This is a genomic window from Pseudomonas sp. R11-23-07 (genome assembly GCF_003852295.1).
Classification (GTDB): domain Bacteria; phylum Pseudomonadota; class Gammaproteobacteria; order Pseudomonadales; family Pseudomonadaceae; genus Aquipseudomonas.
The window spans coordinates 1517323-1542331 of the sequence record NZ_CP027761.1 but is presented as its reverse complement, the minus strand read 5'-3'; the positions used below and the strand labels follow the sequence as shown (position 1 = coordinate 1542331).

The following is a 25009-nucleotide window of genomic DNA, read 5'->3' as shown; positions in this document are numbered from 1 at the left end:
CACATTTTGGCCGATCAGCCTGACCGCTGTGCAGTGAGCCGAAAAAGGATATTCATGAAGAAGCTGTGTTTGCTCGGCCTTGTTGCCACTCTGGCCAGCCACCCCGCATGGGCAGAAACAAAGCCTGCTGCGCTTGACGACAAGGACGCCTTCGTCAGCGACCTGCTCAAGCAGATGACCCTCGATGAAAAGATCGGCCAATTGCGCCTGATCAGCATCGGCCCGGAAATGCCCCGCGAGCTGATCCGCAAGGAAATCGCCGCCGGCCGCATCGGTGGCACGTTCAACTCCATCACTCGCCCGGAAAACCGGCCGATGCAGGACGCGGCGATGCGCAGCCGGTTGAAGATCCCGATGTTCTTCGCCTACGACGTGATCCACGGCCACCGCACGATTTTCCCGATCAGCCTGGCCCTGGCCTCCAGCTGGGACATGGACGCCATCGGCCGCTCCGGGCGCATCGCCGCCCAGGAAGCCGCCGCCGACAGCCTCGACATCACCTTCGCGCCGATGGTCGACATCTCCCGTGACCCGCGCTGGGGCCGCACCTCCGAAGGCTTCGGCGAAGACACGTACCTGGTGTCGCGCATTGCCGAAGTCATGGTCAAGGCGTTCCAGGGCGCCAGCGCCGCGAACGCCGACAGCATCATGGCCAGCGTCAAGCACTTCGCCCTGTACGGCGCGGTAGAGGGCGGGCGCGATTACAACGTGGTCGACATGAGCCCGGTCAAGATGTACCAGGACTACCTGCCGCCCTACCACGCGGCGATCAAGGCCGGTTCCGGCGGCGTGATGGTAGCGCTCAACTCGATCAACGGCGTGCCCGCCACCGCCAACACCTGGCTGATGAACGACCTGCTGCGCAGGGACTGGGGCTTCAAGGGCCTGGCCGTGAGCGACCACGGTGCGATCTTCGAACTGATCAAGCACGGCGTGGCCAAGGACGGGCGTGAAGCCGCCAAACTGGCGATCAAGGCCGGCATCGACATGAGCATGAACGACACGCTGTACGGCAAGGAACTGCCGGGGCTGCTCAAGTCCGGCGAGATCGAACAGAGCGACATCGACAACGCCGTGCGCGAAGTGCTCGGCGCCAAGTACGACATGGGCCTGTTCAAGGACCCGTACCTGCGCATCGGCAAGGCCGAGGATGACCCGGCCGATACCTATGCCGACAGCCGCCTGCACCGTGCCGACGCGCGTGACATCGCGCGCCGCAGCCTGGTGTTGCTGAAGAATCAGAACCAGACGCTGCCGCTGAAAAAATCCGCGACCATCGCGCTGGTCGGCCCGCTGGCCAAGGCGCCGATCGACATGATGGGCAGCTGGGCCGCCGCCGGCAAACCGGAGCAGTCGGTGACGTTGCTGGATGGCATGAACGCCGTGATCGGCGATAAAGGCAAAATCATCTACGCCCGCGGCGCCAACATCACCAACGACAAGGCAGTGGTCGACTACCTCAACTTCCTCAACTTCGACGCCCCGGAAGTGGTGGATGACAAGCGTGCGCCGCAAGTGTTGATCGATGAGGCGGTCAAGGCGGCCCAGAATGCGGACGTCGTCGTGGCCGCCGTGGGCGAGTCCCGTGGCATGTCCCACGAGTCCTCCAGCCGTACCGACCTGAACATTCCACAAAGCCAACGGGACCTGATCAAGGCCCTAAAAGCCACCGGCAAGCCGCTGGTACTGGTGCTGATGAATGGCCGGCCGCTGTCGATTCTCGAGGAAAACCAACAGGCCGACGCCATCCTGGAAACCTGGTTCGCCGGCACCGAAGGCGGCAACGCCATTGCCGACGTGCTATTCGGCGACTACAACCCGTCGGGCAAACTGCCGATCACCTTCCCGCGTTCGGTGGGGCAGATTCCCACCTACTACAACCACCTGAGCATCGGCCGGCCGTTCACGCCGGGCAAACCGGGCAACTACACCTCGCAGTACTTCGATGACACCACCGGCCCGCTGTTTCCGTTTGGCTATGGCCTGAGCTACACCACGTTCAGCCTGTCGGACATGGCGCTGTCGTCCACCACCCTGAACAAGACCGGCAAGCTCGACGCCAGCGTCACGCTGAAAAACACCGGCAAGGTCGATGGCGAAACCGTGGTGCAGCTGTACATCCAGGACGTAGCCGGCTCGATGATCCGCCCGGTGAAAGAGCTGAAGAACTTCCAGAAAGTCATGCTCAAGGCGGGAGAGGAGCGCACGCTGCACTTCAGCATTACCGAGGAAGATTTGAAGTTTTACAACAGCCAGCTCAAATTCGCCGCAGAACCGGGTGAGTTCAATGTACAGATCGGGCTGGACTCCCAGGCTGTGCAGCAGCAGACTTTCGAGTTGCTGTAACCCACGCAGCCCCCTCTTTCGCGCGAGAGGGGGCTTGCACCCACACCTGTCGCCGTCGACATAAAGTCAAGTTTCGTTCCACAGTCCCAGCTTCCTCCGACATCCCACCCCCTGCCTGCTCGCGCACTCTGTCTGCCCTAAATCAGTGTGCAGGTGGACTATGTCGCCGACGAAAAACGTCCCACGGGCCATTTACAACATCCTTTTTTACTCAGCGCTCAAGCGAAAAGCACTCGCGCTGTGCATGCTCGGGAGTCTGCCGGGCATGCCCGTTGAAGCCGCGAGCTACAGCGAACAGGGTCGATTGCACGACGCCGCCAGCTGGCGCAGCGATGAGTTCAAAAAAAGCTGGGGGCTGGGCGCCATCGGTGCCGATTACGCTTATGCCCGGGGGTTGAGTGGCGCGGGCGTGCAAGTGGGGGTTTATGATTCCGGCAGCGACTTGCGCCATGACGAGTTTGCCGGCAAACCGCATTCCGGCGTGCGCCTGGCAGACCCCGGATGTAAAAGCGATACGGTGCTGTTCGGTGGCTGCTTCTTCAGCGAGGGTGATCGTTCCGCCGCGCATGTGCTTGAGGCTCTGCCGCCTGAAGCCTTGGTCGCATTAGAGGAGGAAATCGTCAACGGTGATTTCACCCGCGAACAAGTGGATGACTATCTTAGAAACACAGGAGCTCGCTATGAATGGCACGGCACCTTCGTGGCCGCCAACATACTCGCCAACCGAAATGGCGCCGGGGCCCATGGCGTAGCCTTCGGGGCCAATGTGAGTGCGTTGCGCAGATTCAGCAACACTTACCAGGACGGCCCCGGTGTGCGGCCGTACAGCGTCACCCATCCAACACCGGAGGCAGTCAACGCCGCCTACGCCCAACTGCACGAGCAAAATGTGCGAGTCGTCAACCATAGCTGGGGGCCTACAGTCCCCTTGGCAGATGAGGCGGCACTGGACGAGGAATTGGATCAAACCCATACCCGCAGCTATGCAGAGCTCAGAGCCATAGCCGACGCCTCCGTCAAATACGGCATGCTCCAGGTATGGGCGGCGGGCAATACACTTACCCCCAACGCAACACCACGAGCAGCACCCTTTGCTGGGGTTCATTCGAGTCTGCCGCGCGCGGTCGCCGAACTCGAGCGCTATTGGTTGACCGTGGTCAACGTCAACCAGGCGCTGACCTTGAGCGATGGTTCGTACCGCTGTGGCTTCAGCAAGGACTGGTGCCTGGCGGCGCCGGGAACGGATATCACTTCTGCCGGGGTAACAGGGGCCATACACACCGAAACCCACTACGACAACGAAGGCGACGCCGACGGCTTTACAGTGACCGGCGACAAACTCGAATTTACAGACTTCACCGCTTCCGGAACCTCCATCGCCGCGCCTCACGTAACAGGTGCACTGGCATTGCTGATCGAGCGCTTCCCTTACCTCGACAACCCGCACATCCGCGATGTGTTGCTGACCACCGCCACCGACCTGGGTGAGCCTGGCGTCGACGATGTGTACGGCTGGGGCCTGATAGATCTGAAAAAAGCCATCGACGGGCCCGGCCTACTGCGGGTGGACACACAGGTAAACATGGACCGCCCCGCCGGCGGCGCGGTGGTATGGCAAGGCGTCGCATGGGACGACTGGCGCAACGATATCAGCGGCCCCGGGCGCCTGGAAAAAAGCGGCGCCGGCTGGTTACGCTTGAGCGGCAATAACAGCTTTGCCGGGGCCACGCTCAACGCAGGTATTCTGGAGCTGGCCGGCAACAACACCCTCAAGGGCGATGTGAACCTCGAAGGCGGCGTTCTGCGCCTGAACGGCTCTTTGGCCGTCGAGGGTGACTACCGTCAAGCACCCGGCGCAACCCTGATGGCCGAGCTGGTCGCCCAGGGCCGGCCGGCAAAACTGCAGGTCGATAACCAGGCCACTGTCAACGGCGGCACGCTGTACCTGAGCGCACAACCCGGCACCTACCCATTGGGCCAGCAATACAGCATCCTCCAGGCAAAAGGTGCCGTGAGCGGCGAGTTTGCCGCGATCGACCATCGAGAGTTCTCGCCCTTTCTCAGCGTGTCCCAAGTCAAGCAAGCCAATAACCTGCTGGTCGAGTTTGCCCGTGGAAGGCCACTGGCTTCTGCGGCAAACACCACCAACCAACGCGCCGTCGCCACGGCTGCCGATGCTCAAGCTGCGCCGACCCCGCTGCTGCAGCGCCTCACCGCACTGTTCCCCGAGCAGGCCCCCTCGGCCTTGGACCAACTGAGCGGCGAGCTGCATGCCAGTACCCAAGCGGCACTGATCGAAAACAGCCGGGTAGTGCGTGAAGCCGTACTCGACCGGCAGCGTAACGCCCATGGTCGTAGCGCTACCGAGGCCGAAGCACTGAACGAGGGCGCCTGGGTGCAACTGCCACGCCAGACCGGCCAACTGCAAGGCAATAGCAACACCGCCCGCGCGTCCCACAGCAGCACAGGCCTGTTGGTCGGGTTCGATCACCGGCTGGAACAAGGCACACGCGTGGGGCTGGTTGCGGGCAGCAGCACTGGCGACGTGAAGGCCGGCGCTCGCGGTAAGGCGAGTGTCGACAGCTACCAATTGGGCCTGCACGTGGGGCACACCTGGGACGCTCTGGGCCTGTACGGCGGCATCGCCTATGCGCAGCATCAGATCGCAACCAAGCGCCGAGTCAGCTTCCCAGGCGTGGAGAATCGGCTGTCTGCCGACTACACCAGCCGTACCGTGCAGGCGTTCGCCGAAGCCAACTATCGCTTCAATCACGGTTTCTGGGATTGGCAGCCCTACCTGCAACTGGCCACTGTGCAGCAGCGCAGCGACGGCTTCACCGAACGCGGCGGCATGGCGTCACTGCGCGGCCAACGCGCGAACGACAGTGTCAAGCTGACCACCGGCGGCGTGCGCGTGAACCTCGACTTGGCCCAGGCACAGACTGGCCCGTCATGGTTGAGACTGCGTGGCGGCCTGGCCTATACCCATGCTGGCGGCGATCGACAATCGGCGGCTCAAGTGGCCTGGGAAGACGGCTACACCTTTAAGGTGAACGGCGCCCCGCTGGATCGGCTCAGCACACGACTGGAGCTGGGCGCCACCGCACGCCTGAGCCGCAACAGCGCGCTGGACCTGGCTTTCAGCCAACAGCGCGGCGAGCGTTCACGGGACCAGAACATCACGGCGCAGTATTCGTTGCAGTTCTAACCGCGTAAGTAACCAAAGGCGGGGGGCACCCTACCCTCGCCGATCCAACAGGTTGACCACCAACCTGTCGACCCACCCCCACAACCTCTGCTTCACCCGCCGCCACAGCGGCCGCGCCTTCCATGCCTGCAGGCTCATCGCCTGGCTCTGGGCGAAATCGCGCTCGAAACTGCCAGCCACAGCCTGCGTCAACTCAGGGTCCAACGCTTCGAGGTTGGCCTCCAGGTTGAAGCGCAGATTCCAGTGGTCGAAATTGCACGAGCCGATGCTCACCCAATCGTCCACCAGCACCATCTTCAGGTGCAAAAAGCACGGCTGGTATTCAAAGATCTGCACCCCCGAGCGCAGCAACCGTGGGTAATAACGGTGCCCGGCGTAACGTACGGATGGGTGGTCGGTACGCGGGCCGGTGAGCAGCAGGCGTACATCGACGCCGCGCCCCGCCGCCCGGCGTAACGCGCGACGCACGCTCCAGGTCGGCAGGAAGTACGGGGTGGCCAACCAGATCCGCTGCTGGCTGCTGTTCAAGGCGCGGATCAGCGACTGCAGGATATCGCGATGCTGACGGGCGTCGGCATAGGCAACCCGCCCCAGGCCCGGCCCGGTCGCGGGCACCTTGGGCAAACGCGGCAAACCAAAGTGGGTGGCGGGCTTCCACTCGCGGCGGGCGGCGTTGGCGTGCCATTGACGATCGAACAGCGCCTGCCAATCCAGCACCAGCGGACCGCTGATCTGCACCATCACTTCATGCCAGTCGGCGGTGTCCTGGCCCGGCGTCCAGAACTCATCCGTCACACCGGTGCCGCCAACCACCGCGATACCCTGGTCGACCAACAACACCTTGCGGTGGTCACGGTACAGGTTGCGCATCCAGCGCCGCCAGCTCAGGCGGTTGTAGAACCGCAGCTCCACACCCGCGTCGGTCAGGCGCTTGCGCAGCCCGAGGGTAAACGCCAGGCTGCCGTAATCATCGAACAGGCAACGCACCTGCACACCGCGTTCAGCCGCGAGCACCAGCGCCTGCACCATCGCTTCGGCGCAGGCGCCGGCTTCCACCAGGTACAACTCCAGATCGACCTGCTGCTCAGCCCGCGCAATCCCGGCCAACATCTGCGGGAAGAAACTCGGCCCGTCGATCAGCAACTCGAAACGGTTGGCGCTGCGCCACGGGAACACCGCGCCGCCCACGTCAGCGCGCCGTAAAGATCAGCACCGCACCCACCGGCACCGACAAACTGATCGATTTAAGACCTGCGACCTTGCGCAGCGCGGCCACGCCTGGCGCGAGGTCAAAATCCTCGGCATGCAGCACCACCGGCTCCAGGGTCACCACCTGGAAGCGCCGGTCATCCAGGCGCGTGGCCAATAGCTCGGCCGTGTAGGTCTGGGTCTTGCCATGCAAGGTGATGCTCAGCGGCAGGCGCAACTCCAGTTGCGCGCCAGAGGCCAGGTCATTGATCGGTTGCAGGTTGATCTGGGTGCTGATCAACGCTTCGGGAAACTGCTTGATCTCGAACAACTCTTTGCGCATGCGCTCGTCACGTAGCGGGACACCACTGTTGATCGACTCCAGCTCCACCTGGACCTGGGCCGCGCCCTGGCTGTCGACCTTGCCGTGCAGCACGAGGAAGCGCTGCACTTCGGCGATTTCGGTGTTTTTGGTGGTGACGAAGGACAGGCGTGAAGACTCGTTATCCAGGTACCAGTCGGCATGGGCAGGCACAGCGGCACAGGTCAGCAGTGCAAAGACCAAAGGTTTGAGATTGAACATAAAGGCTCATGGGGCAAAAAATCTGGATGAACCTTAAGCGCAATCTCACGAACGGCGCAAATCCAATGTGGGAGGGGGCTTGCCCCCGATAGCGGTGGGTCAGCAACTCATCCTGTGACTGACACGCTGCCATAGGGGGCAAGCCCCCTCCCACAGGGGTGATGTGTATATTCAGGGGTACAGGCGACAGCCCTGACGATCGCCCAGCCACCGTGCCGTGTGCGTACGTCCCAGCCCACTCGCCGTCACTTCACTGCGCTCGGGATTATCACTGAAAGCGCTGGTCGGCACGTATTGCTTCACATAGCCACGGCAGTAGTCGGCGGGTTGGTTTTCCACATAGCGACACGAGCAATACTCCTTGGCCGTGTACGCCGCGATGATGTCGGGAAAGGCTTGCAGGTTGATGCGCTCATGCCACACCCAGCCCAACAACACGAGCAACAACAGCAGCAAAACGCTGATAAGCGGATGGCGCCGAATCATGATCGCACCGCCGCCAGCACGCGTTTGAGCAGTTCGTTATGTCGGTAGCTGCCGTCGCGGTCATCGCCGTAGCGCACGATGACCAAGTGTTCGTCGGGCAGCACGAACAGCGCCTGGCCCCAGTGCCCCAATGCGGCGAAGGTGTCGGCCGGTGCGTCGGGCCAGGGTGCGGGGGTGCCCTGGTTGAGCCACCATTGCCCGCCTGGCACGGCTTCATCCTGGCCCGTTTTGTAGTGGGCGAAGGGTTGGCGATTGAACGCGACCCACTCCTTGGGCAGCAATTGTCGTTCTTCCCAACGCCCGTCCCGCGCCATCAACAGCCCGACCCGTGCCAGATCGCGGGCAGTGAGGTAGGCATAGGATGAGGCGACAAACGTCTCGTCGGCATCGGTTTCCCAGGTTGCAGTGCGAATGCCCAATGGCTTGAACAACGCCTCCCACGGGTAGCTCATATAAGCCTTGTGCCCGAGCATGCCTTTGAGCGCGGCCGACAGAATATTGCTGTCGCCGCTGGAGTAACGAAAAGCCTGGCCGGGTGCATCGGCGGCCTCGGTCTCGGCCGCGAATTGCGCCATATCGGCGCGGCCACGGGTGTAGAGCATCGCCACTACCGAGGATTTGAGCGGCGCGTATTCATAGTCTTCCTGCCAGTCCAGGCCCGAGGCCCAGTGCAGCAGGTCGGCCATCGTCACCTTGGGGTGCTGCTTCATCGGTGGGTAAAAGCGCGCGGCGGGGTCGTTCAGTTTGAAGCGGTTTTCGCCGTAGGCCACCCCCAGTACGGTCGCCATCAGGCTTTTGCTGACCGACCAGGTCAGGTGCGGCGTGCTGGCGCTAGTGGGTGCTGCGTAGCGTTCATAGATGATCTGGCCGTCGCGGATTACCAGCAGCGCGTCGGTACGAATACCTTGGCGAGTGTTGTCGTCACGGGGCGGGAATGCGTAGGCATTCAGCGCGTCGACAGCAGGACCTTCGATCAACCTGCCCGTCACCCAGTCATGGCCAGGCCAGGTTTCAGCACGTGCACTCACGGTGATGAATAACAAGACAACGCACAGCAGGCCTCTGACCATGGACGCAAACTCAAGGGGCATTCAAGCCCGCGAGCCTAATCCAGGCCGATGACAGATTGACGACAAGGGGCCTGTCATCCAACCGTCACCGTAACTTCATGGAGATGACACCGAGCCTACATAGCCTGAGTTTGGACAACAAAGTCGACTGGCCGCACAACCTGGCCGGCACTCGGAGACTCGCTATGACTCAGCTCGCCCGCATCAGCGACACCGGCAATGAACGCCGCCTGCAAGCCGAACGCCTGATTGGCGCCGCGGCCTTGCAGGAAGCCCAGGCCCTGCGGTTCAACGTGTTCAGCGGCGAGTTCAACGCCAAGCTGAAAGGCGCGGAACTGGGTCTGGACATGGATGACTATGATGTTCACTGCAGCCACATCGGCGTGCGTGACTTAAACAGCGGTCGACTGGTGGCCACCACCCGTTTGCTCGATCACCAGGCCGCCAGCACCTTGGGCCGGTTCTACAGCGAAGAGGAATTCAGCCTGCATGGGCTGCTGCACTTGCAGGGCCCGATCCTGGAAATCGGCCGTACCTGCGTCGACCCGGCCTACCGCAACGGCGGCACCATCGCGGTGCTCTGGGGCGAGTTGGCCGAGGTGCTCAACGAGGGCGGCTACAGCTACCTGATGGGGTGCGCGAGCATCCCGATGCACGACGGCGGCATCCAGGCCCACGCAATCATGCAGCGTCTGCGCGAGCGCTACCTGTGCAATGAACACCTGCGCGCCGAGCCGAAAAAGCCCCTGCCGGCGATGGACCTGCCGTCCAACGTCATCGCCGAAATGCCACCGCTGCTCAAGGCTTATATGCGCCTGGGGGCGAAGATTTGCGGCGAGCCGTGCTGGGATGAAGACTTCCAGGTGGCCGACGTGTTCATCCTGCTCAAGCGCGATGAGCTGTGCCCGCGCTATGCGCGCCACTTCAAGGCAGCCATGTGATGGGCCGCCTGCGCGTGTACGGGCGCATCGCCCGGGTGCTGCTGGTGGTGGCGCTGGGCTTGACCATGGCCAGTGTGTTTGGCCTGTTCGAGCGTTTGGGCGTGGCCAATTCGATGGTGCGACGCCAGCGTTGGTCGCGGTTCTTCATGGCGCGGTTGACCCACGCCCTGCCCTTTCGCGTGACGGTGCACGGCCAGTTGCCGCAAACGCCGATGCTGTGGGTGAGCAATCATGTGTCCTGGACGGATATTCCACTGCTGGGCATGGTGACGCCGCTGTCGTTCCTGTCCAAAGCCGAAGTGCGCACCTGGCCGGTGGCCGGCTGGTTGGCGGCGAAGGCCGGCAGCCTGTTCATCCGCCGTGGCTCGGGTGACAGCCAGTTGATTCGCAAACAGATGACCCGTCACCTGGAGCAACAGCACCCGCTGTTGATGTTCCCCGAAGGCACCACCACGGACGGTCGCAGCCTGCGCACGTTTCACGGGCGGTTGTTGGCCAGTGCGATCGATGCGGACGTGTCGCTGCAGCCGGTGGCGATTCGTTATCTGCGCAATGGCGAGGTGGACGCACTGGCACCGTTCATTGGCGACGATGATCTGCTGTCGCACCTGATGCGGCTGTTTGCCCATGACCAGGGCGATGTGGAGATTCACCTGCTCAAGCCGATTGCCTGCGCCGGGCAGGAACGCGCGGCGCTGGCGTATCAGGCGCAGCAGGCGGTGCAGAGAGCGTTGTTTGGGCCGTTGCCGGAGACTGAACAGGTAGCGGAGCGACCAGCCATCGCCGCCTGATATGAGCCATACACTGTTCCAAATGTGGGAGGGGGCTTGCTCCCGATAGCGAGGAGTCAGCTATAGATAAGCTGACTGACACACTGCTATCGGGAGCAAGCCCCCTCCCACATTCAGTTTTGGGTGGTCAGTTGGATGCTTGCGAATGCCTGTAGCTCTGGGTAGAACTCACTAAAATCCTCACTCAGCGGCTCATACAACACACGCAACTCCTGCATCGCATAACCCAACTCCTCAGGCTGGGTCAACCGCCGCGAAATCCCGCGCAACACCTGCTCCATCACTGCAAACTCACGATAAGAGCCCAACCAATCATCCGCCGCCATATACGGCGCAATCTGTGCCAACCGTCCCGGCAACTGCGGTTCGGCCGCCAGTACGCGGTACACCTGCGCGGTGAAGTGCTCCAGCGGTTGGTCGGCATACCGCGCCCAGTCCCGCGCCAGGCAATGGTCAAAAAACACATCGAGCACGATCCCGGCATAGCGCCTGCGGGTCAGACTGAAGCGCGACAACGCCTCCCCTACTAACGGGTGGCTGTCGGTAAAGCGGTCGATGGAACGGTGCAATTGGATCGCCGCTTCGATCGAGGGACTGAACTGGCCCTGCAAGCGGCCTTTGACGAAGTCGCCATACAGGCTGCCCAGCAGTTGCGCAGGCCGTTGGCCGCCCAGGTGCAAGTGTGCGAGATAATTCATGGCGCGCAGTCTACCACTGCCGCCAGCGTATCGTTATAACCCGATATATCCAATTCGACTGACCTCAGAGCAAAATCATATTGGTATATCGGGATATAACGATTTAAGGTTCGCCTCATCGCGATATAACGTTTTACGACACCGAGCCTCTGCCATGCCCTTCGACCTCGACGACATAATAAAAGCCCTGGCGCACCCAGTACGACGAGACATCCTCACCTGGCTGAAAGACCCGAAAGTGCAATTTCCCGAGCAACTGCACAATCACGAATACGGCATCTGCGCCGGGCAGATCGACCAGCGCTGCGGCTTGTCCCAGTCGACCGTGTCGGCCCACCTGGCGACGTTGCAACGGGCGGGCTTGATCACCAGCCAGAAGGCCGGGCAGTGGCATTTTTTCAAACGCAATGAGGACGTGATCCAAGCTTTCCTCACTGCGCTCTTCACCGAACTCAGCGCCCCCGGCGATGCCGAGCTGGCCCCCACGACCCACTGATCAACTTGAGACAAAGGTGCTTTCACATGCCGACTATTTTCGATCCCATCAAACTGGGCGACCTGGAACTGAAAAACCGCATCATCATGGCGCCGCTGACTCGCTGCCGTGCCGACGCCGGCCGCGTGCCCAATGCGCTAATGGCCGAGTACTACGTGCAGCGTGCATCCGCCGGGCTGATCCTCAGCGAAGCCACCTCCGTAACGCCCATGGGCGTGGGCTACCCGGACACGCCGGGCATCTGGTCCAACGACCAGGTTCGCGGCTGGTCCAATGTGACCAAGGCGATCCACGGCGCGGGCGGCAAGATCTTCCTGCAACTGTGGCACGTCGGTCGTATCTCCCATGAGTCGTACCTGAACGGCGAAACCCCGGTGGCGCCGAGCGCGATCCAACCCAAAGGCCACGTCAGCCTGGTGCGCCCACTGGCCGACTACCCGACCCCACGCGCCCTGGAAACCGCTGAAATCGCCGACATCGTCGACGCTTACCGCACCGGCGCCGAAAACGCCAAGGCCGCCGGTTTCGACGGCGTTGAAATCCACGGTGCCAACGGCTACCTGCTCGACCAGTTCCTGCAAAGCAGCACCAACCAGCGCACCGACCAGTACGGCGGTTCCCTGGAAAACCGTGCGCGCCTGCTGCTGGAAGTGACCGATGCCGCCATCGAAGTCTGGGGTGCCGGCCGCGTGGGCGTGCACCTGGCACCGCGTGCTGACGCTCACGATATGGGTGACGCCGACCTGACGGAAACCTTCACCTACGTGGCCAGTGAACTGGGCAAGCGTGGCATCGCCTTTATCTGCGCCCGTGAAAAAGAAGGCGCGGACAGCCTCGGCCCCCAACTGAAAAAAGCCTTCGGCGGCGTCTACATCGCCAACGAACGCTTCACCAAAGACAGCGCCAACGCCTGGCTGGCCGCCGGCAAGGCCGATGCGGTGGCCTTCGGCATACCGTTCATTGCCAACCCGGACCTGCCGGCACGCTTGAAGGCCAATGCGCCACTGAACGAGCCGCACCCGGAGACCTTCTACGGTAAAGGGCCAGTTGGCTATATCGACTACCCAACGCTGCCGATCTAACTGATTGAAACATGGAACAATGTGGGAGGGGGCTTGCCCCCGATGGCGGTTTGTCAGTCAATGAAGTGTTGACTGAACCACTGCTATCGGGAGCAAGCCCCCTCCCACATTTTGCCTGTGTGTAGTCCCTTGGAAACATCGCTTCACAGAACCGCAACAAAATCGCTACAAAATACTTAGGCCGCTACCTATCAACCGCCCGCCAGCGCGTATATAAAGTCATCCCTTCAATCAGGCAGAAGGACGATTGACCATCCTTAGGCTTTACTGTTGACACAACTGGACGTAATTACGCATTTTGTCTCAATTGCGCAGGCTGGGGCTCAGGCGCAGCATGTCCAGCCCGGCATCCACCCAGCGTTCGGCGTCCTGATGCAGTTGAAAGCTGTCGGGCACCAACAGCCACTGGCCGATCAGGCCTTGGATGAAGGCATGAATGCACACCGCTGCACGGGCGGTATCGAGATTTTCCGGTAATTGCCCTCGATGCACCGCATTACGCAACGTCAGGCCGATGCGCAGGTTGCACTCCAGGGTATGGGCCTGGCGCTGGCGGCGCATGTCACACATTTCATCGGTGAATTCGCACTTATGGAACAAGATCTCGTTGATGCGCCGGGTTTTCGGGTCCAGAGCCACTTGATGATAAAGATGAATCAGCAGCTTGCGCATACACCCCAACGGGTCGACTTCATCCTCGCTTTCACTCGCCCGGGCCAATTCGTCCAAGGGTTCGTGCAGCGTGTCGAGCAGCGCCTGCAGCAAGTCGGATTTGTTGCTGAAATGCCAGTAGATGGCACCGCGCGTCACGCCCGCCAGAGCGGCGATGTCCGCCAGCGTGGTGCGCGCAACGCCCCGTTCATAAAAGGCTTGCTCGGCGGCTTGGAGGATCTGGCTGCGCGTTTCCTGAGCTTCCTCTTTGGTGCGACGAACCATGGCAGTAAAACCTCAATCAGAACACTGGGGACTATCGTTAACGCAAGGTTAATAGACGCGAACGATCATCTGAATAATTGTGGGACGACACCGTCATGGGCACCGAACGTACTAAAATCGAGGCTTTGGGCGTTGCTTTGTCAACATTGCGCCAAGCCTGTCAAGAGTTTACAAACAACCATGAACGTAAGTATATTGCGTAGCAAGCTACTTATCCACTCACAGCTTGTTTTTCACCCTTCCACACTTCTTGTGCGCACCCTGCGCGCCTGACCCGAGGATCTTCATGCAACTTAAGCCAGCTGTTACCGCTCTGGTCACTGCCGTCGCCCTGGCATCGCTGCTCAGCGGATGTAAAAAGGAAGAAGCGGCTCCGCCCGCTCAAACCCCTCAGGTCGGCGTGGTCACTATTCAACCGCAAGCCTTTACCCTGACCACCGAGCTGCCAGGCCGCACCACGGCCTATCGCATTGCCGAAGTGCGCCCGCAGGTGAACGGCATCATTCTCAAACGCCTGTTCAAGGAAGGCGCCGATGTGAAGGAAGGGCAGCAGCTCTACCAGATCGATCCGTCGGTGTATGAGGCCACGCTCAAGAGCGCCCAGGCCAAGCTGACCCAGACCAAGTCGATCACCGATCGCTACAAGCAATTGGTCGATGAGCAAGCCGTCAGCCGCCAGGAATACGACACTGCCGTCGCCGACCGCATGACCGCCGAGGCCGACCTGCAGAGCGCGCAGATCAACGTGCGCTACACCAAGGTATTCGCGCCGATCTCCGGGCGCATTGGCCGTTCTGCAGTGACGGAAGGCGCGCTGGTCAGCAATGGCCAGGCCGATGCCATGGCCGTGATCCAGCAACTGGATCCGATCTACGTCGACGTCACCCAGTCTTCGGCAGAAATGCTGAAACTGCGCCGCGACCTGGAAAGCGGCCAATTGCAAAAAGCCGGCGACAACGCCGCCATGGTCAAGCTGACCCTGGAAGACGGCAGCGACTACGGCCACCCAGGCAAGCTGGAGTTCTCTGAGGTGTCGGTCGACCAGACCACCGGTTCCGTGACCCTGCGCGCCGTGTTCCCTAACCCTGACCATGTGCTGCTGCCCGGCATGTTCGTGCACGCCCAGCTGCAAGCCGGTGTGAACAGCAAGGCCATTCTCGCGCCGCAACAAGGCGTGACCCGTGACCTGAAGGGCATTCCGACCGCACTGATCGTGAACAAGGACAACAAGGTCGAGCAGCGCGTACTGGTTGCCAATCGGACTTCCGGCGCCTACTGGCTGGTGGAAAAAGGCCTGGACGCCGGTGACCGCGTGATCACCGAAGGCCTGCAATTCATCAAGCCGGGCATTGAAGTCAAGGTCAAGGACGCCGACAACGCCAAACCCGCCGGTACTGCTGCAGCGCCTGCTGCCGCTGCTGGTCAAGGGGAGTAATCCATGTCGAAATTTTTTATCGACCGTCCCATTTTTGCCTGGGTAATTGCCCTGGTGATCATGCTGGTCGGGGCACTGTCGATCCTGAAGTTGCCCATCAACCAATACCCGGCCATTGCGCCAACCGCTATTGATATCCAGGTGACCTACCCAGGCGCGTCCGCACAAACCGTGCAGGACACCGTGGTGCAGGTCATCGAGCAACAGCTCAACGGTATCGACAACCTGCGCTATGTGGCCTCGGACAGTAACTCCGACGGCAGCATGACCATCACCGCGACGTTCAACCAGGGTACCAACCCGGACATCGCCCAGGTGCAGGTGCAGAACAAGCTGAACCTGGCGACCCCACTGCTGCCGCAAGAAGTGCAGCAGCAGGGTATCCGCGTGACCAAGTCGGTGAAGAACTTCCTGATGGTGATCGGTCTGGTGTCGGAAGACGGCAGCATGACCAAGGACGACCTCTCCAACTACATCGTGTCCAACATCCAGGACCCGATCTCCCGTACTTCGGGTGTGGGTGACTTCCAGGTGTTCGGTTCGCAGTACGCCATGCGTATCTGGCTCGACCCGGCCAAGCTGAACAACTTCCAGCTGACCCCGGTAGATGTCAGCAACGCCATCAAGGCCCAGAACGTGCAGGTGGCCACCGGCCAACTGGGCGGCCTGCCTGCCCTGCCCGGCACCCAGCTGAACGCCACCATCATCGGCAAGACCCGTCTGCAAAGCGCTGAAGAGTTCGCCAAGATCCTGATGAAGGTGAATGCCGACGGTTCCCAAGTGCGCCTGGGCGACGTTGCGCGTATCGAACTGGGCGGCCAGAACTACAGCATCAGTGCACAGTTCAACGGCAAGCCGGCCTCCGGTATGGCGATCAAGCTGGCAGCCGGTGCGAACGCCCTGGACACCGGTAAAGCGATCCGCGCTACCGTGGCGTCCCTGGAACCGTTCTTCCCGCCTGGCATGAAAGCCGTGGTGCCGTACGACACGACCCCGGTGGTGACCGAATCGATCTCCGGTGTGGTGCACACCCTGGTCGAAGCGATCGTGCTGGTGTTCCTGGTGATGTTCCTGTTCCTGCAGAACTTCCGCGCCACCATCATCACCACCATGACCGTACCAGTGGTATTGCTGGGTACCTTCGGGATCCTGGCGGCGTTCGGCTTCACCATCAACACCCTGACCATGTTCGGCATGATCCTGGCCATCGGCTTGCTGGTGGACGATGCCATCGTCGTGGTGGAAAACGTCGAACGGGTGATGGCCGAGGAACACCTGTCGCCCAAGGAAGCGACGATCAAGTCCATGGGCCAGATCCAGGGCGCCCTGGTGGGTATTGCCCTGGTACTGTCGGCGGTACTGCTGCCGATGGCCTTCTTCGGCGGTTCCACCGGTGTGATCTACCGCCAGTTCTCCATCACGATCGTGTCGGCGATGGCGTTGTCGGTACTGGTTGCCCTGATCTTCACCCCTGCCCTGTGCGCCACCATGCTCAAGGCGATCGACCCGGAAAAACACGGCCAACCCAAGCGCGGCTTCTTTGGCTGGTTCAACCGCACCTTCGACAGCGGCGTACTCAAGTACGAGCGCGGCGTGGGCGCGATGATCAAGCACAAAATCCCGGCCTTCCTGGTGTACGTGCTGATCCTGGCCGGCATGATCTGGATGTTCACCCGTATTCCGAGCGCGTTCCTGCCTGAAGAAGACCAGGGCGTGATCTTTGCCCAGGTGCAGACACCGGTAGGCTCCTCGGCGGAACGCACGCAAAAAGTCATCGACGACATGCGTTCCTTCCTGCTGCATGACAAGGAAGGCGAGCCAGGCGAAGGCAAGGGCGTGAAATCGGTGTTCACCGTGAACGGCTTCAACTTTGCCGGTCGTGGTCAAAGCTCGGGTCTGGCCTTCGTGATGCTCAAGCCGTGGGACGAGCGTGATGCGTCCACGTCGGTATTCGAGATTGCCAAGCGCGCCCAGGGCTACTTCATGCAGACCTTCAAGGACGCCATGGTTTTTGCCATCGTGCCGCCGTCGGTTCTGGAATTGGGTAACGCCACCGGCTTCGACGTGTTCCTGCAAGACCAGGGTGGTGTCGGCCATGACAAGCTGATGGCAGCCCGTAACCAGTTCCTCGGTGCGGCAGCCCAAAGCAAGATACTGGCGGGCGTGCGGCCCAACGGCGTGAACGATGAGCCGCAGTACGAACTGACCGTCGATGACGAGAAAGCCAGCGCCCAGGGCATCAGCCTCTCGGACATCCAGCAGACCCTGGCCATCGCCTTGGGCGGTAGCTACATCAACGACTTCATCGACCGTGGTCGTGTGAAGAAGGTGTATGTGCAGGGTGACGCGGCCAGCCGTATGTCGCCGGAAGACCTGGACAAATGGTACGTGCGCGCCGACTCCGGGAAAATGGTGCCACTGTCGGCCATTTCGTCGGGCAAGTGGATCTACGGCTCGCCGAAGCTCTCGCGTTATAACGGTGTAGCGGCGATGGAAATCCTCGGCACGCCGGCGCCTGGCTACAGTACCGGTGACGCGATGGCGGAAGTCGAGCGCATTGCCAAGGAACTGCCGGCCGGCATCGGCTATGCGTGGACAGGCCTGTCGTACGAAGAACGTCTGTCCGGCTCCCAGGCGCCTGCGCTGTACGCCCTGTCGCTGCTCGTGGTGTTCCTGTGCCTTGCGGCCTTGTACGAAAGCTGGTCGATTCCGATCGCGGTGATCCTGGTAGTGCCACTGGGTGTGATCGGTGCGCTGATCGCCACCAGCATGCGCGGCTTGTCCAACGACGTGTTCTTCCAGGTGGGCTTGCTGGTGACAGTGGGCCTGGCGGCGAAAAACGCCATCCTGATCGTGGAGTTCGCCAAAGAGCTCCACGAACAGGGCAAGGGCATCGTCGAGGCGGCCATCGAGGCGTCCCGCATGCGTCTGCGCCCGATCATCATGACGTCCATGGCGTTCGTGCTCGGCGTATTGCCGCTGGCGATTTCCACCGGCGCCGGCTCGGGCAGCCAACACGCGATCGGTACCGGCGTTATCGGCGGTATGATCACGGCCACGGTGCTGGCGATCTTCTGGGTGCCATTGTTCTACGCAACCGTGTCCTCCGCTGGCGAGCGTAAAAAGACAGAAACCAAGCAAACTCCTAAAGAGGCTGGCCAATGAGCAAGTCGCTACTTTCCTTAGCCGTCACCGCATTCGTGCTCAGTGGCTGCTCGCTGATCCCTGACTACCAGCGCCCCGAAGCGCCGGTAGCGGCGCAGTTCCCGCAGGGGCCGGCGTATTCGTCGGCCCAGGCGCCGGGCCAGGCTGCCGCCGAGCAAGGCTGGAAGCAGTTTTTCCATGACCCTGCCCTGCAACAGTTGATCCAGACTGCGCTGGTGAACAACCGTGACCTGCGCGTCGCGGCCCTGAACATCGACGCGTATGCGGCGCAGTACCAGATCCAGCGTGCCGACCTGTTCCCGGCCGTCTCGGCCACTGGCAGCGGCAGCCGTTCGCGTACTCCGGCGCGCCTGTCGCAGACCGGCGAATCGACCATCGCCAGCCAGTATTCGGCAGGCCTGGGGATCAGCTCTTATGAGCTGGACCTGTTCGGTCGCGTCCGCAGCCTGAGTGAAGAAGCGCTGCAGAGATACTTCGCCACCGAAGAAGCGCGGCGCAGCACCCAGATCAGCCTGGTGGCCAGTGTGGCGAATGCCTACCTGACCTGGCAGGCCGACAAGGAACTGCTCAAGCTGACCCAGGACACTCTCGGCGCGTTCGAGCAGAGCTTCAAGCTCACCTCGCGCAGCAACGAAGTCGGCGTGGCCTCGGCCCTCGACCTCAGCCAGGCGCGCACCTCGGTGGAAAACGCCCGCGTGCAGCTGGCCCGCTATACGCGCCAGGTGGCTCAGGACGAAAACAGCCTGACCCTGCTGTTGGGCACCGGCCTGCCGGCGAATATCGCCAGCAAGCCACTGTCGGATGACCTGCTCAGCGAAGTACCCGCTGGCCTGCCGTCGGACCTGCTGCAACGGCGTCCCGACATCGTTCAGGCCGAGTACAACCTCAAGGCCGCCAACGCCAACATCGGTGCGGCCCGCGCGGCGTTCTTCCCGAGCATCAGCCTGACCGCCAGCGCCGGTACCGCCAGCCCGAACCTGGGCGGCCTGTTCAAGGGCGGCTCGGGCACCTGGTCCTTCGCGCCGCAGATCAACATCCCGATCTTCAACGCCGGTAGCCTGCGCGCAAGCCTGGACTACTCGAAGATCCAGAAAGAGATCAACGTGGCCAACTACGAGAAGGCCATCCAGACCGGCTTCCAGGAAGTCTCCGACGGCCTCGCCGCGCGTGCGACCTACAAGCAGCAACTGGATGCACAACGTGGCTTCGTCGCCGCCAACCAGGACTACTACCGCCTGGCCGAGCGTCGCTACCGCATCGGTGTGGACAGCAACCTGACCTTCCTCGATGCCCAGCGCCAACTGTTCAGTGCCCAGCAATCGCTGATCACCGACCGCCTGGCGCAGCTGACCAGCGAGGTCAACCTGTACAAGGCCCTCGGCGGTGGCTGGAACGAGCAGACCGCGAAGAACGAGCCTGTGAAAGAAGAAGCTCCGCCGCTGAAGTTGTTCTAATAGCGCCGATGTAAACAAACCGCCTCCCTCACCGGAAGCGGTTTTTTTTACGCCGGCTTTTTATCACCAACTTGCGTTCGATCATCGCCCACAACCCGCTCTCCCCCACTTTCATCGCTCCCGCACCGCCGCGCACCATGGCCGCCACCTGCATAAACCCAATAACAACAGGTCCGAAACCATGAGCACTTTCCACCCGCGCCGGCTGTTGCTGGCAACTGCGGTCGCCAGTCTTGCCCTCCCCGTGGTCGCCGAAGAACACGGCTTTCTCGAAGATGCCAGCGCCAACCTCAACCTGCGCAATTTATTCTTCAATCGCAACTACACCAACCCGACCAAAACCCAGGGCGGCGCGCAGGAGTGGACGCAAAGTTTCATCTTCGACGCCAAGTCCGGGTTCACTCAGGGCACGGTCGGCTTCGGGGTGGACGTGCTGGGCCTGTACTCGCTCAAGCTCGATGGCGGGCGCGGCACCGGCGGCACTCAGTTATTGCCGCTGGACCACGACGGCCGGCCGGCCGATGAGTTCGGTCGCCTGGGCGTGGCGTTCAAGGCGCGTTTTTCCAAGACGGAGGTGAAAGTCGGCGAATGGATGCCGGTGCTGCCGATCCTGCGCGCGGACGATGGCCGCTCACTGCCGCAAACCCTGCGTGGCGGGCAGATCACATCCAAGGAAATCGAGGGCCTGACCCTGTATGGCGGTCAGTTCCGTGCCAACAGCCCGCGCGACGACAGCAGCATGGGCGACATGTCGATGACCGGCAAAACCGCGTTCACCTCCGACCGCTTCAATTTCCAGGGCGCCGAATACGCCTTCAACGACAAACGCACGCAAGTCGGCGTATGGAATGCCCAGCTCAAGGACATTTACCGCCAGCAATTCGTCAATCTGATCCACAGCCAGCCGGTAGGCGACTGGACCCTGGGCGCCAACCTGGGGTTCTTCTACGGCCAGGACGACGGCAGCGCCCGCGCCGGCAGCCTGGACAACAAGACCTGGTCCGGTTTGTTATCCGCCCGCCACGGTGGCAACACTTTCTACGTCGGCCTGCAAAAGCTCACCGGCAACAGCGCCTGGATGCGGGTCAACGGCACCAGCGGCGGAACCCTGGCCAACGACAGCTATAACGCGAGCTACGACAACGCCGAGGAAAAATCCTGGCAGGTGCGCCACGACTATAACTTCGCCGCCCTTGGCGTACCCGGCCTGACCTTGATGAACCGCTATATCAGCGGCAGCAACGTGCACACCGGCACGGTGACCGACGGCAAGGAATGGGGCCGCGAAAGCGAATTGGGCTACACCGTGCAAAGCGGCAGCCTGAAAAACCTCACCCTGCGCTGGCGCAACTCCAGCATGCGTCGCGACTACAGCAACAATGAGTTCGACGAAAACCGGTTGATCGTCAGCTACCCGATAAGTCTGCTGTAAACCGGCGCCGCAGTTACTGTATGGTGCGCGCCTGCCGCTGCTGATCGAACCAGCAGCGGCCTTTTATTCGGGCACGCGCACAGCATGAAAACCTTCGCTACAGCCATCGCAGTGTTGGCCCTGGCCGTGAGCCTGGGGGGCTGTATCGGTGCGCCCATCGCCCTGACACCGCAGACCGAACAGCGCCTGCAAGCGCAGGCGCCGATCCGCTTCCTGCTGACCTTCGATGATGGCCCCAGCGCATCGGGGTACAACAACCCGACCCGTTCGGTGATGGCCGACCTGGCGCACAACCCGGTGCTGCCAGGGATCAAGGCGGTGTTCTTCCTGCAGACCGAAGCGGCACGCTCCGGCGGCAGCGCCCGGGGGCGCAAGACCATGGAGCGCGAGTACGCTGCCGGCCATGTCCTGGCCTTCCATACGGCCACGGCGTTTCACACCAACCACCGCTGGCTGAACGATGCCGAGCTGGAACGCACACTCACCGAAGGCGCCGCGCACATTGGCGCCATCACCGGCACGCCGCCCCTGCTGGTGCGACCACCGTTCTGGAACTACGACCGCCGCACCTTCGCCGCCTACCAGCGCCACGGCATGCAGGTATTACTGACCGACCTGAGTGCCAATGACGGCAAAATCTGGGGCTTCAACGCCAGCCCGCGCCGCCGCGCCAACCTGTACCGGCAGCTGTCGGTGGTGCGTGAACGCATAGCCTTGGGCGAGTTGCCGTCGGTGGACGGCGTAATACCGGTGGTGGTGACCTTCCACGACATCAACCGCTACACCGCGCGGCATATGCAGGAGTACCTGCAGATCCTGATGGACAGTGCCCGCATCAACGGGATGACTACCGCCGCCGAGCCGTTTTACACCGACACCGCTGCGCTGCAACGCGCGGCGCTGGCACGCACGGTCAAGGATGTGAACGAGCCGGTGCATCTGCCGGGGGTGTGGAATTGGGTGTGGGATGCCGATATGCGCTGATGCCTGAAATTTCATGGCCTACAGAGATCTAATGTGGGAGGGGGCTTGCTCCCGATAGCGGTGGGTCAGTCACCAATCAGCTCACTGACACACCGTCATCGGGAGCAAGCCCCCTCCCACATTTGCCTGTATTCCAGAGTCAGGTCTCGCGGGACTCGACACCCAACTCATCCCACACCGACTCGGCCAGATGAAACGTCGCATTCGCCGCCGGTATCCCGCAGTAGATCGCGCTCTGCATCAGCACTTCCTTGATTTCGGCGCGGGTCACGCCGTTGCTCGCGGCGGCACGTAGATGCAGCTTCAACTCTTCTGTGCGGTTCATGCCGATCAGCATGGCAATGGTGATCAGGCTGCGGGTGTGCCGGGGCAAGCCAGGACGGGTCCAGATGTCGCCCCAGGCATGGCGGGTGATCATTTCCTGGAACTCGCTGTTGAATTCGGTCAGCGCGTTGAGGCTGCGTTCGACATGGGCGTCGCCCAGCACGTCGCGGCGCACTTGCAGACCTTCGGCATAACGTTGTTTCTCGTCCACGAAAAGCTCCTCAGCGGCCCAGCAGAAATTCAACGACACGGTCACTGAAGGCAGCGCCGGCCTGGACATTGGACAGGTGCGCCGCATAGAACTCAGCGTATTCGGCGCCCTGCACATGATTCTGGATAAAGTGGCTGCCGGCCGGAGGTGTTACCGCGTCTTCCGTGCCGGCAATCACCAGGGTCGGTACCTTGATCGACGCCAACTGCTCACGCAAATCCGCATCACGCACCGCCGCGCAGTTGGCGGCATACCCCTCGGGCGAGGTGGCCGCGAGCATGTCGGTGATCTGCTTGGCCTGGTGGGGATGGGCGGCGGCAAAATCGGCGGTGAACCAGCGTGCAATCGAGGCATCGCGCAGCGCGACCATCGCCGCCGCGCCATCGCGCAAGACCATCTCTATACGCGGGTTCCACACCTCTGGCGTGCCGATCTTGGCGGCGGTATTGCAGACCACCAGGCGGTTAAGCCGCTTCCCTGCGTTGATGCCCAGCCACTGGCCGATCAGCCCGCCCATGGACAGCCCGCAAAAATGCGCGCGCTGAATATCCAGCGCATCCAGCAACGCGAGCACATCCTGGCCCAGTTGTTCGATGCTGTAGGGCCCTGGGGTGACCAGGGACTGGCCATGGCCTCGGGTGTCGAAGCGCAGCACACGAAAATGCTCGGTGAACGCCGGAATCTGGATGTCCCACATATGCAGGTCGGTACCCAGGGAATTGGACAGCACCAATACCGGCGCATCGACGGGCCCATCGAGTTGGTAATGCAGTTCGCCCTCGGCGAGTTGTACGAAAGCCACAGCGGTCTCCTTACGCAGTCAATCCAAAGTGTTCGGTCACGGCGCGGCTGACCCAGGTCTGAGCCTGGCCCAAGTAGTGGGCCGGGTCGAGCAAACGGTCCAGTTCGTCCGAAGACAACTCGGCGGTGATCTGCGCCTCGTCCGCCAGCACAGCACGTAAATGGCGCTGCTCGGCGACGGCGCGCTTGCAGCACTGCTCCAGCAGGTGATGCGCGGTTTCACGGCCCAGGCGTTTGGCCAGCACGATGCTGACGGCTTCGGCCAGCACCAGGCCCTGGGTCAGGTCGAGGTTGCGGGCCATGCGCGCGGCATCCACCTCCAGGCCTTCGCTGAGCAGCAGCGCCTGTTGCAGCGCACCCGATACCAATCGGCAGATCTCGGGCAAGGTTTCCCATTCGGCATGCCACAGTCCCAGGCTGCGTTCGTGCTCCTGGGGCATGGCACTGAACATCGTCGCAACCAGACCGGGCACGCGGGTCGCGGCGCTGATCAGCACGGCAGCGCCGACGGGGTTGCGCTTGTGGGGCATGGTTGACGAACCGCCCTTGCCCGGCGCCGAGGGCTCGAACACTTCCGCCGCTTCGGTTTGCATCAACAGGCTGATATCGCGGCCCAGCTTGCCAAGGCTGCCGGCGATCAGGCCCAGCACGCTGGCGAACTCCACCAGGCGATCACGTTGCGTGTGCCAGGGCTGTTCGGGCAAGGCCAGTTGCAGCTCGGCGGCCAAGGCTTGCGCCACCGGCATGGCCTGCTCGCCGAGCGCCGCCAGGGTGCCGGACGCACCGCCAAATTGCAGCACCAGCAAACGCGGTTTCAATTCCACCAGCCGCTGGCGACTGCGCGTTACCGCACCCAGCCAGCCGGCGATTTTCATGCCCAGGGTGACGGGCGTGGCGTGTTGCAGCCAGGTGCGTCCCGCCAAGGGTGTCGACGCATGCCGCTGCGCCTGGGCGGCCAGCACATCGCCCAGGCGCGCCAGGTCCGCTTCGATCAACCCCAGCGCGCGGCGCAACTGCACCACCAGGCCGGTGTCCATCACATCCTGGCTGGTGGCGCCCAGGTGCACATAGCGCTCGGCCCCGGCATCTGCCTCGGCAATCAACTTGCCCAGCGCCTTGACCAATGGAATCGCCGAGTTACCCGCCGTGGCAATCGCCACGCTTAGCGCGTCCACGTCATACAACGAGGCCAGGCAGGCCTGGGCAATCGGTGCCACGGCGGCCTGCGGGATCAGCCCGACCTGGGCCTCGGCCCGGGCCAGCGCGGCCTCGAAATCCAGCATGCCCTGCAGGCGGCCCTGGTCGCAGAACACCTCGGCCATGCTGTCAGCGGTGAAGTAAGCGTCGAACAGTTGGTTGCTCGTGCGCAGTGTCATAA

General features: G+C 62.2%; 20 protein-coding genes. 11 read left to right on the top strand and 9 right to left on the bottom strand.

All coding sequences use genetic code 11. From position 1 onward, the window contains the following. The first annotated feature begins 54 nt into the window (after positions 1-54). A complete protein-coding gene (gene bglX / locus C4J84_RS06870) occupies positions 55-2346 on the top strand; it encodes a beta-glucosidase BglX (protein ID WP_124366183.1) in 2292 nt (763 codons plus the stop codon). A gap of 265 nt (positions 2347-2611) precedes the next feature. Beyond that, positions 2612-5554 carry an autotransporter domain-containing protein gene (locus tag C4J84_RS06865; RefSeq protein WP_164487765.1) on the top strand — a complete coding sequence of 981 codons (2943 nt, stop codon included), beginning with the start codon at positions 2612-2614 and terminating at the stop codon, positions 5552-5554. A 30-nt stretch (positions 5555-5584) separates the two neighbouring features. Here C4J84_RS06865 and C4J84_RS06860 read toward each other — a convergent pair whose 3' ends face one another. The 4 genes from C4J84_RS06860 to C4J84_RS06845 all read right to left on the bottom strand — a co-directional run bounded on the left by C4J84_RS06860 (position 5585) and on the right by C4J84_RS06845 (position 8881). After that, positions 5585-6742: a phosphatidylserine/phosphatidylglycerophosphate/cardiolipin synthase family protein gene (locus C4J84_RS06860; protein WP_124369930.1), complete on the bottom strand. Its 1158-nt coding sequence runs from the start codon at positions 6740-6742 to the stop codon at positions 5585-5587. Between the two features lies 1 nt (position 6743). Then, on the bottom strand, positions 6744-7325 hold the full coding sequence (locus C4J84_RS06855; RefSeq protein ID WP_124369929.1) for a YceI family protein: 582 nt from the start codon (positions 7323-7325) through the stop codon (positions 6744-6746). A 171-nt stretch (positions 7326-7496) separates the two neighbouring features. Then, positions 7497-7811 carry an amidase gene (locus tag C4J84_RS06850; protein WP_124369928.1) on the bottom strand — a complete coding sequence of 105 codons (315 nt, stop codon included), beginning with the start codon at positions 7809-7811 and terminating at the stop codon, positions 7497-7499. Further along, complete coding sequence (locus tag C4J84_RS06845; RefSeq protein WP_124369927.1) at positions 7808-8881, bottom strand: serine hydrolase; 1074 nt, start codon at positions 8879-8881, stop codon at positions 7808-7810. The genes C4J84_RS06850 and C4J84_RS06845 overlap by 4 nt, the downstream gene beginning before the upstream one ends. Positions 8882-9066: 185 nt before the next feature. On the opposite strand from C4J84_RS06845, the gene olsB reads away from it, so the two are divergent. Then, positions 9067-9822, top strand: coding sequence for an L-ornithine N(alpha)-acyltransferase (olsB, locus tag C4J84_RS06840; protein ID WP_124361688.1), 756 nt, complete (start codon positions 9067-9069; stop codon positions 9820-9822). Next, positions 9822-10613, top strand: a complete 792-nt coding sequence (locus C4J84_RS06835) for a 1-acyl-sn-glycerol-3-phosphate acyltransferase (protein ID WP_124369926.1) — start codon at positions 9822-9824, stop codon at positions 10611-10613. Before olsB ends, C4J84_RS06835 begins: the two co-directional genes overlap by 1 nt. Positions 10614-10726: 113 nt before the next feature. On the opposite strand, the gene C4J84_RS06830 is transcribed toward C4J84_RS06835, so the two are convergent. Continuing rightward, a complete protein-coding gene (locus tag C4J84_RS06830) occupies positions 10727-11311 on the bottom strand; it encodes an ACP phosphodiesterase (protein WP_124369925.1) in 585 nt (194 codons plus the stop codon). A 154-nt stretch (positions 11312-11465) separates the two neighbouring features. Here C4J84_RS06830 and C4J84_RS06825 point away from each other — a divergent pair, with 154 nt between their 5' ends. Both C4J84_RS06825 and C4J84_RS06820 read left to right on the top strand, forming a co-directional pair. Continuing rightward, positions 11466-11807, top strand: coding sequence for a helix-turn-helix transcriptional regulator (locus C4J84_RS06825; RefSeq protein ID WP_124361685.1), 342 nt, complete (start codon positions 11466-11468; stop codon positions 11805-11807). Positions 11808-11833: 26 nt separating this feature from the next. Then, a complete protein-coding gene (locus C4J84_RS06820) occupies positions 11834-12889 on the top strand; it encodes an alkene reductase (protein WP_124369924.1) in 1056 nt (351 codons plus the stop codon). A 303-nt stretch (positions 12890-13192) separates the two neighbouring features. Here the strand turns inward: C4J84_RS06820 and C4J84_RS06815 are convergent, their stop codons facing one another. Then, positions 13193-13825 (bottom strand): TetR family transcriptional regulator, encoded by a 633-nt coding sequence (locus tag C4J84_RS06815; RefSeq protein WP_124369923.1) that lies wholly within the window; start codon positions 13823-13825, stop codon positions 13193-13195. A 286-nt stretch (positions 13826-14111) separates the two neighbouring features. On the opposite strand from C4J84_RS06815, the gene C4J84_RS06810 reads away from it, so the two are divergent. From C4J84_RS06810 to C4J84_RS06790, 5 genes are all read left to right on the top strand, one after another. After that, positions 14112-15260, top strand: a complete 1149-nt coding sequence (locus tag C4J84_RS06810) for an efflux RND transporter periplasmic adaptor subunit (protein ID WP_124369922.1) — start codon at positions 14112-14114, stop codon at positions 15258-15260. 3 nt (positions 15261-15263) lie between these two features. Further along, positions 15264-18425, top strand: coding sequence for an efflux RND transporter permease subunit (locus tag C4J84_RS06805; RefSeq protein WP_124369921.1), 3162 nt, complete (start codon positions 15264-15266; stop codon positions 18423-18425). Beyond that, a complete protein-coding gene (gene adeC, locus C4J84_RS06800; protein WP_124361680.1) occupies positions 18422-19879 on the top strand; it encodes an AdeC/AdeK/OprM family multidrug efflux complex outer membrane factor in 1458 nt (485 codons plus the stop codon). The genes C4J84_RS06805 and adeC overlap by 4 nt, the downstream gene beginning before the upstream one ends. 181 nt (positions 19880-20060) lie before the next feature. Next, positions 20061-21311, top strand: a complete 1251-nt coding sequence (locus C4J84_RS06795; protein ID WP_124369920.1) for an OprD family porin — start codon at positions 20061-20063, stop codon at positions 21309-21311. Positions 21312-21395: 84 nt separating this feature from the next. Further along, complete coding sequence (locus C4J84_RS06790) at positions 21396-22295, top strand: polysaccharide deacetylase family protein (protein ID WP_124369919.1); 900 nt, start codon at positions 21396-21398, stop codon at positions 22293-22295. A 139-nt stretch (positions 22296-22434) separates the two neighbouring features. On the opposite strand, the gene pcaC is transcribed toward C4J84_RS06790, so the two are convergent. The 3 genes from pcaC to C4J84_RS06775 are packed head-to-tail and all read right to left on the bottom strand — an operon-like array spanning position 22435 to position 25007. Next, positions 22435-22830 carry a 4-carboxymuconolactone decarboxylase gene (pcaC, locus tag C4J84_RS06785; RefSeq protein ID WP_124366168.1) on the bottom strand — a complete coding sequence of 132 codons (396 nt, stop codon included), beginning with the start codon at positions 22828-22830 and terminating at the stop codon, positions 22435-22437. 10 nt (positions 22831-22840) lie between these two features. Next, entirely contained in the window at positions 22841-23632 is a 792-nt protein-coding gene (gene pcaD, locus C4J84_RS06780; protein ID WP_124369918.1) for a 3-oxoadipate enol-lactonase, read from the bottom strand. 10 nt (positions 23633-23642) lie between these two features. Further along, complete coding sequence (locus C4J84_RS06775) at positions 23643-25007, bottom strand: 3-carboxy-cis,cis-muconate cycloisomerase (RefSeq protein WP_124369917.1); 1365 nt, start codon at positions 25005-25007, stop codon at positions 23643-23645. Positions 25008-25009: the final 2 nt, after the last annotated feature.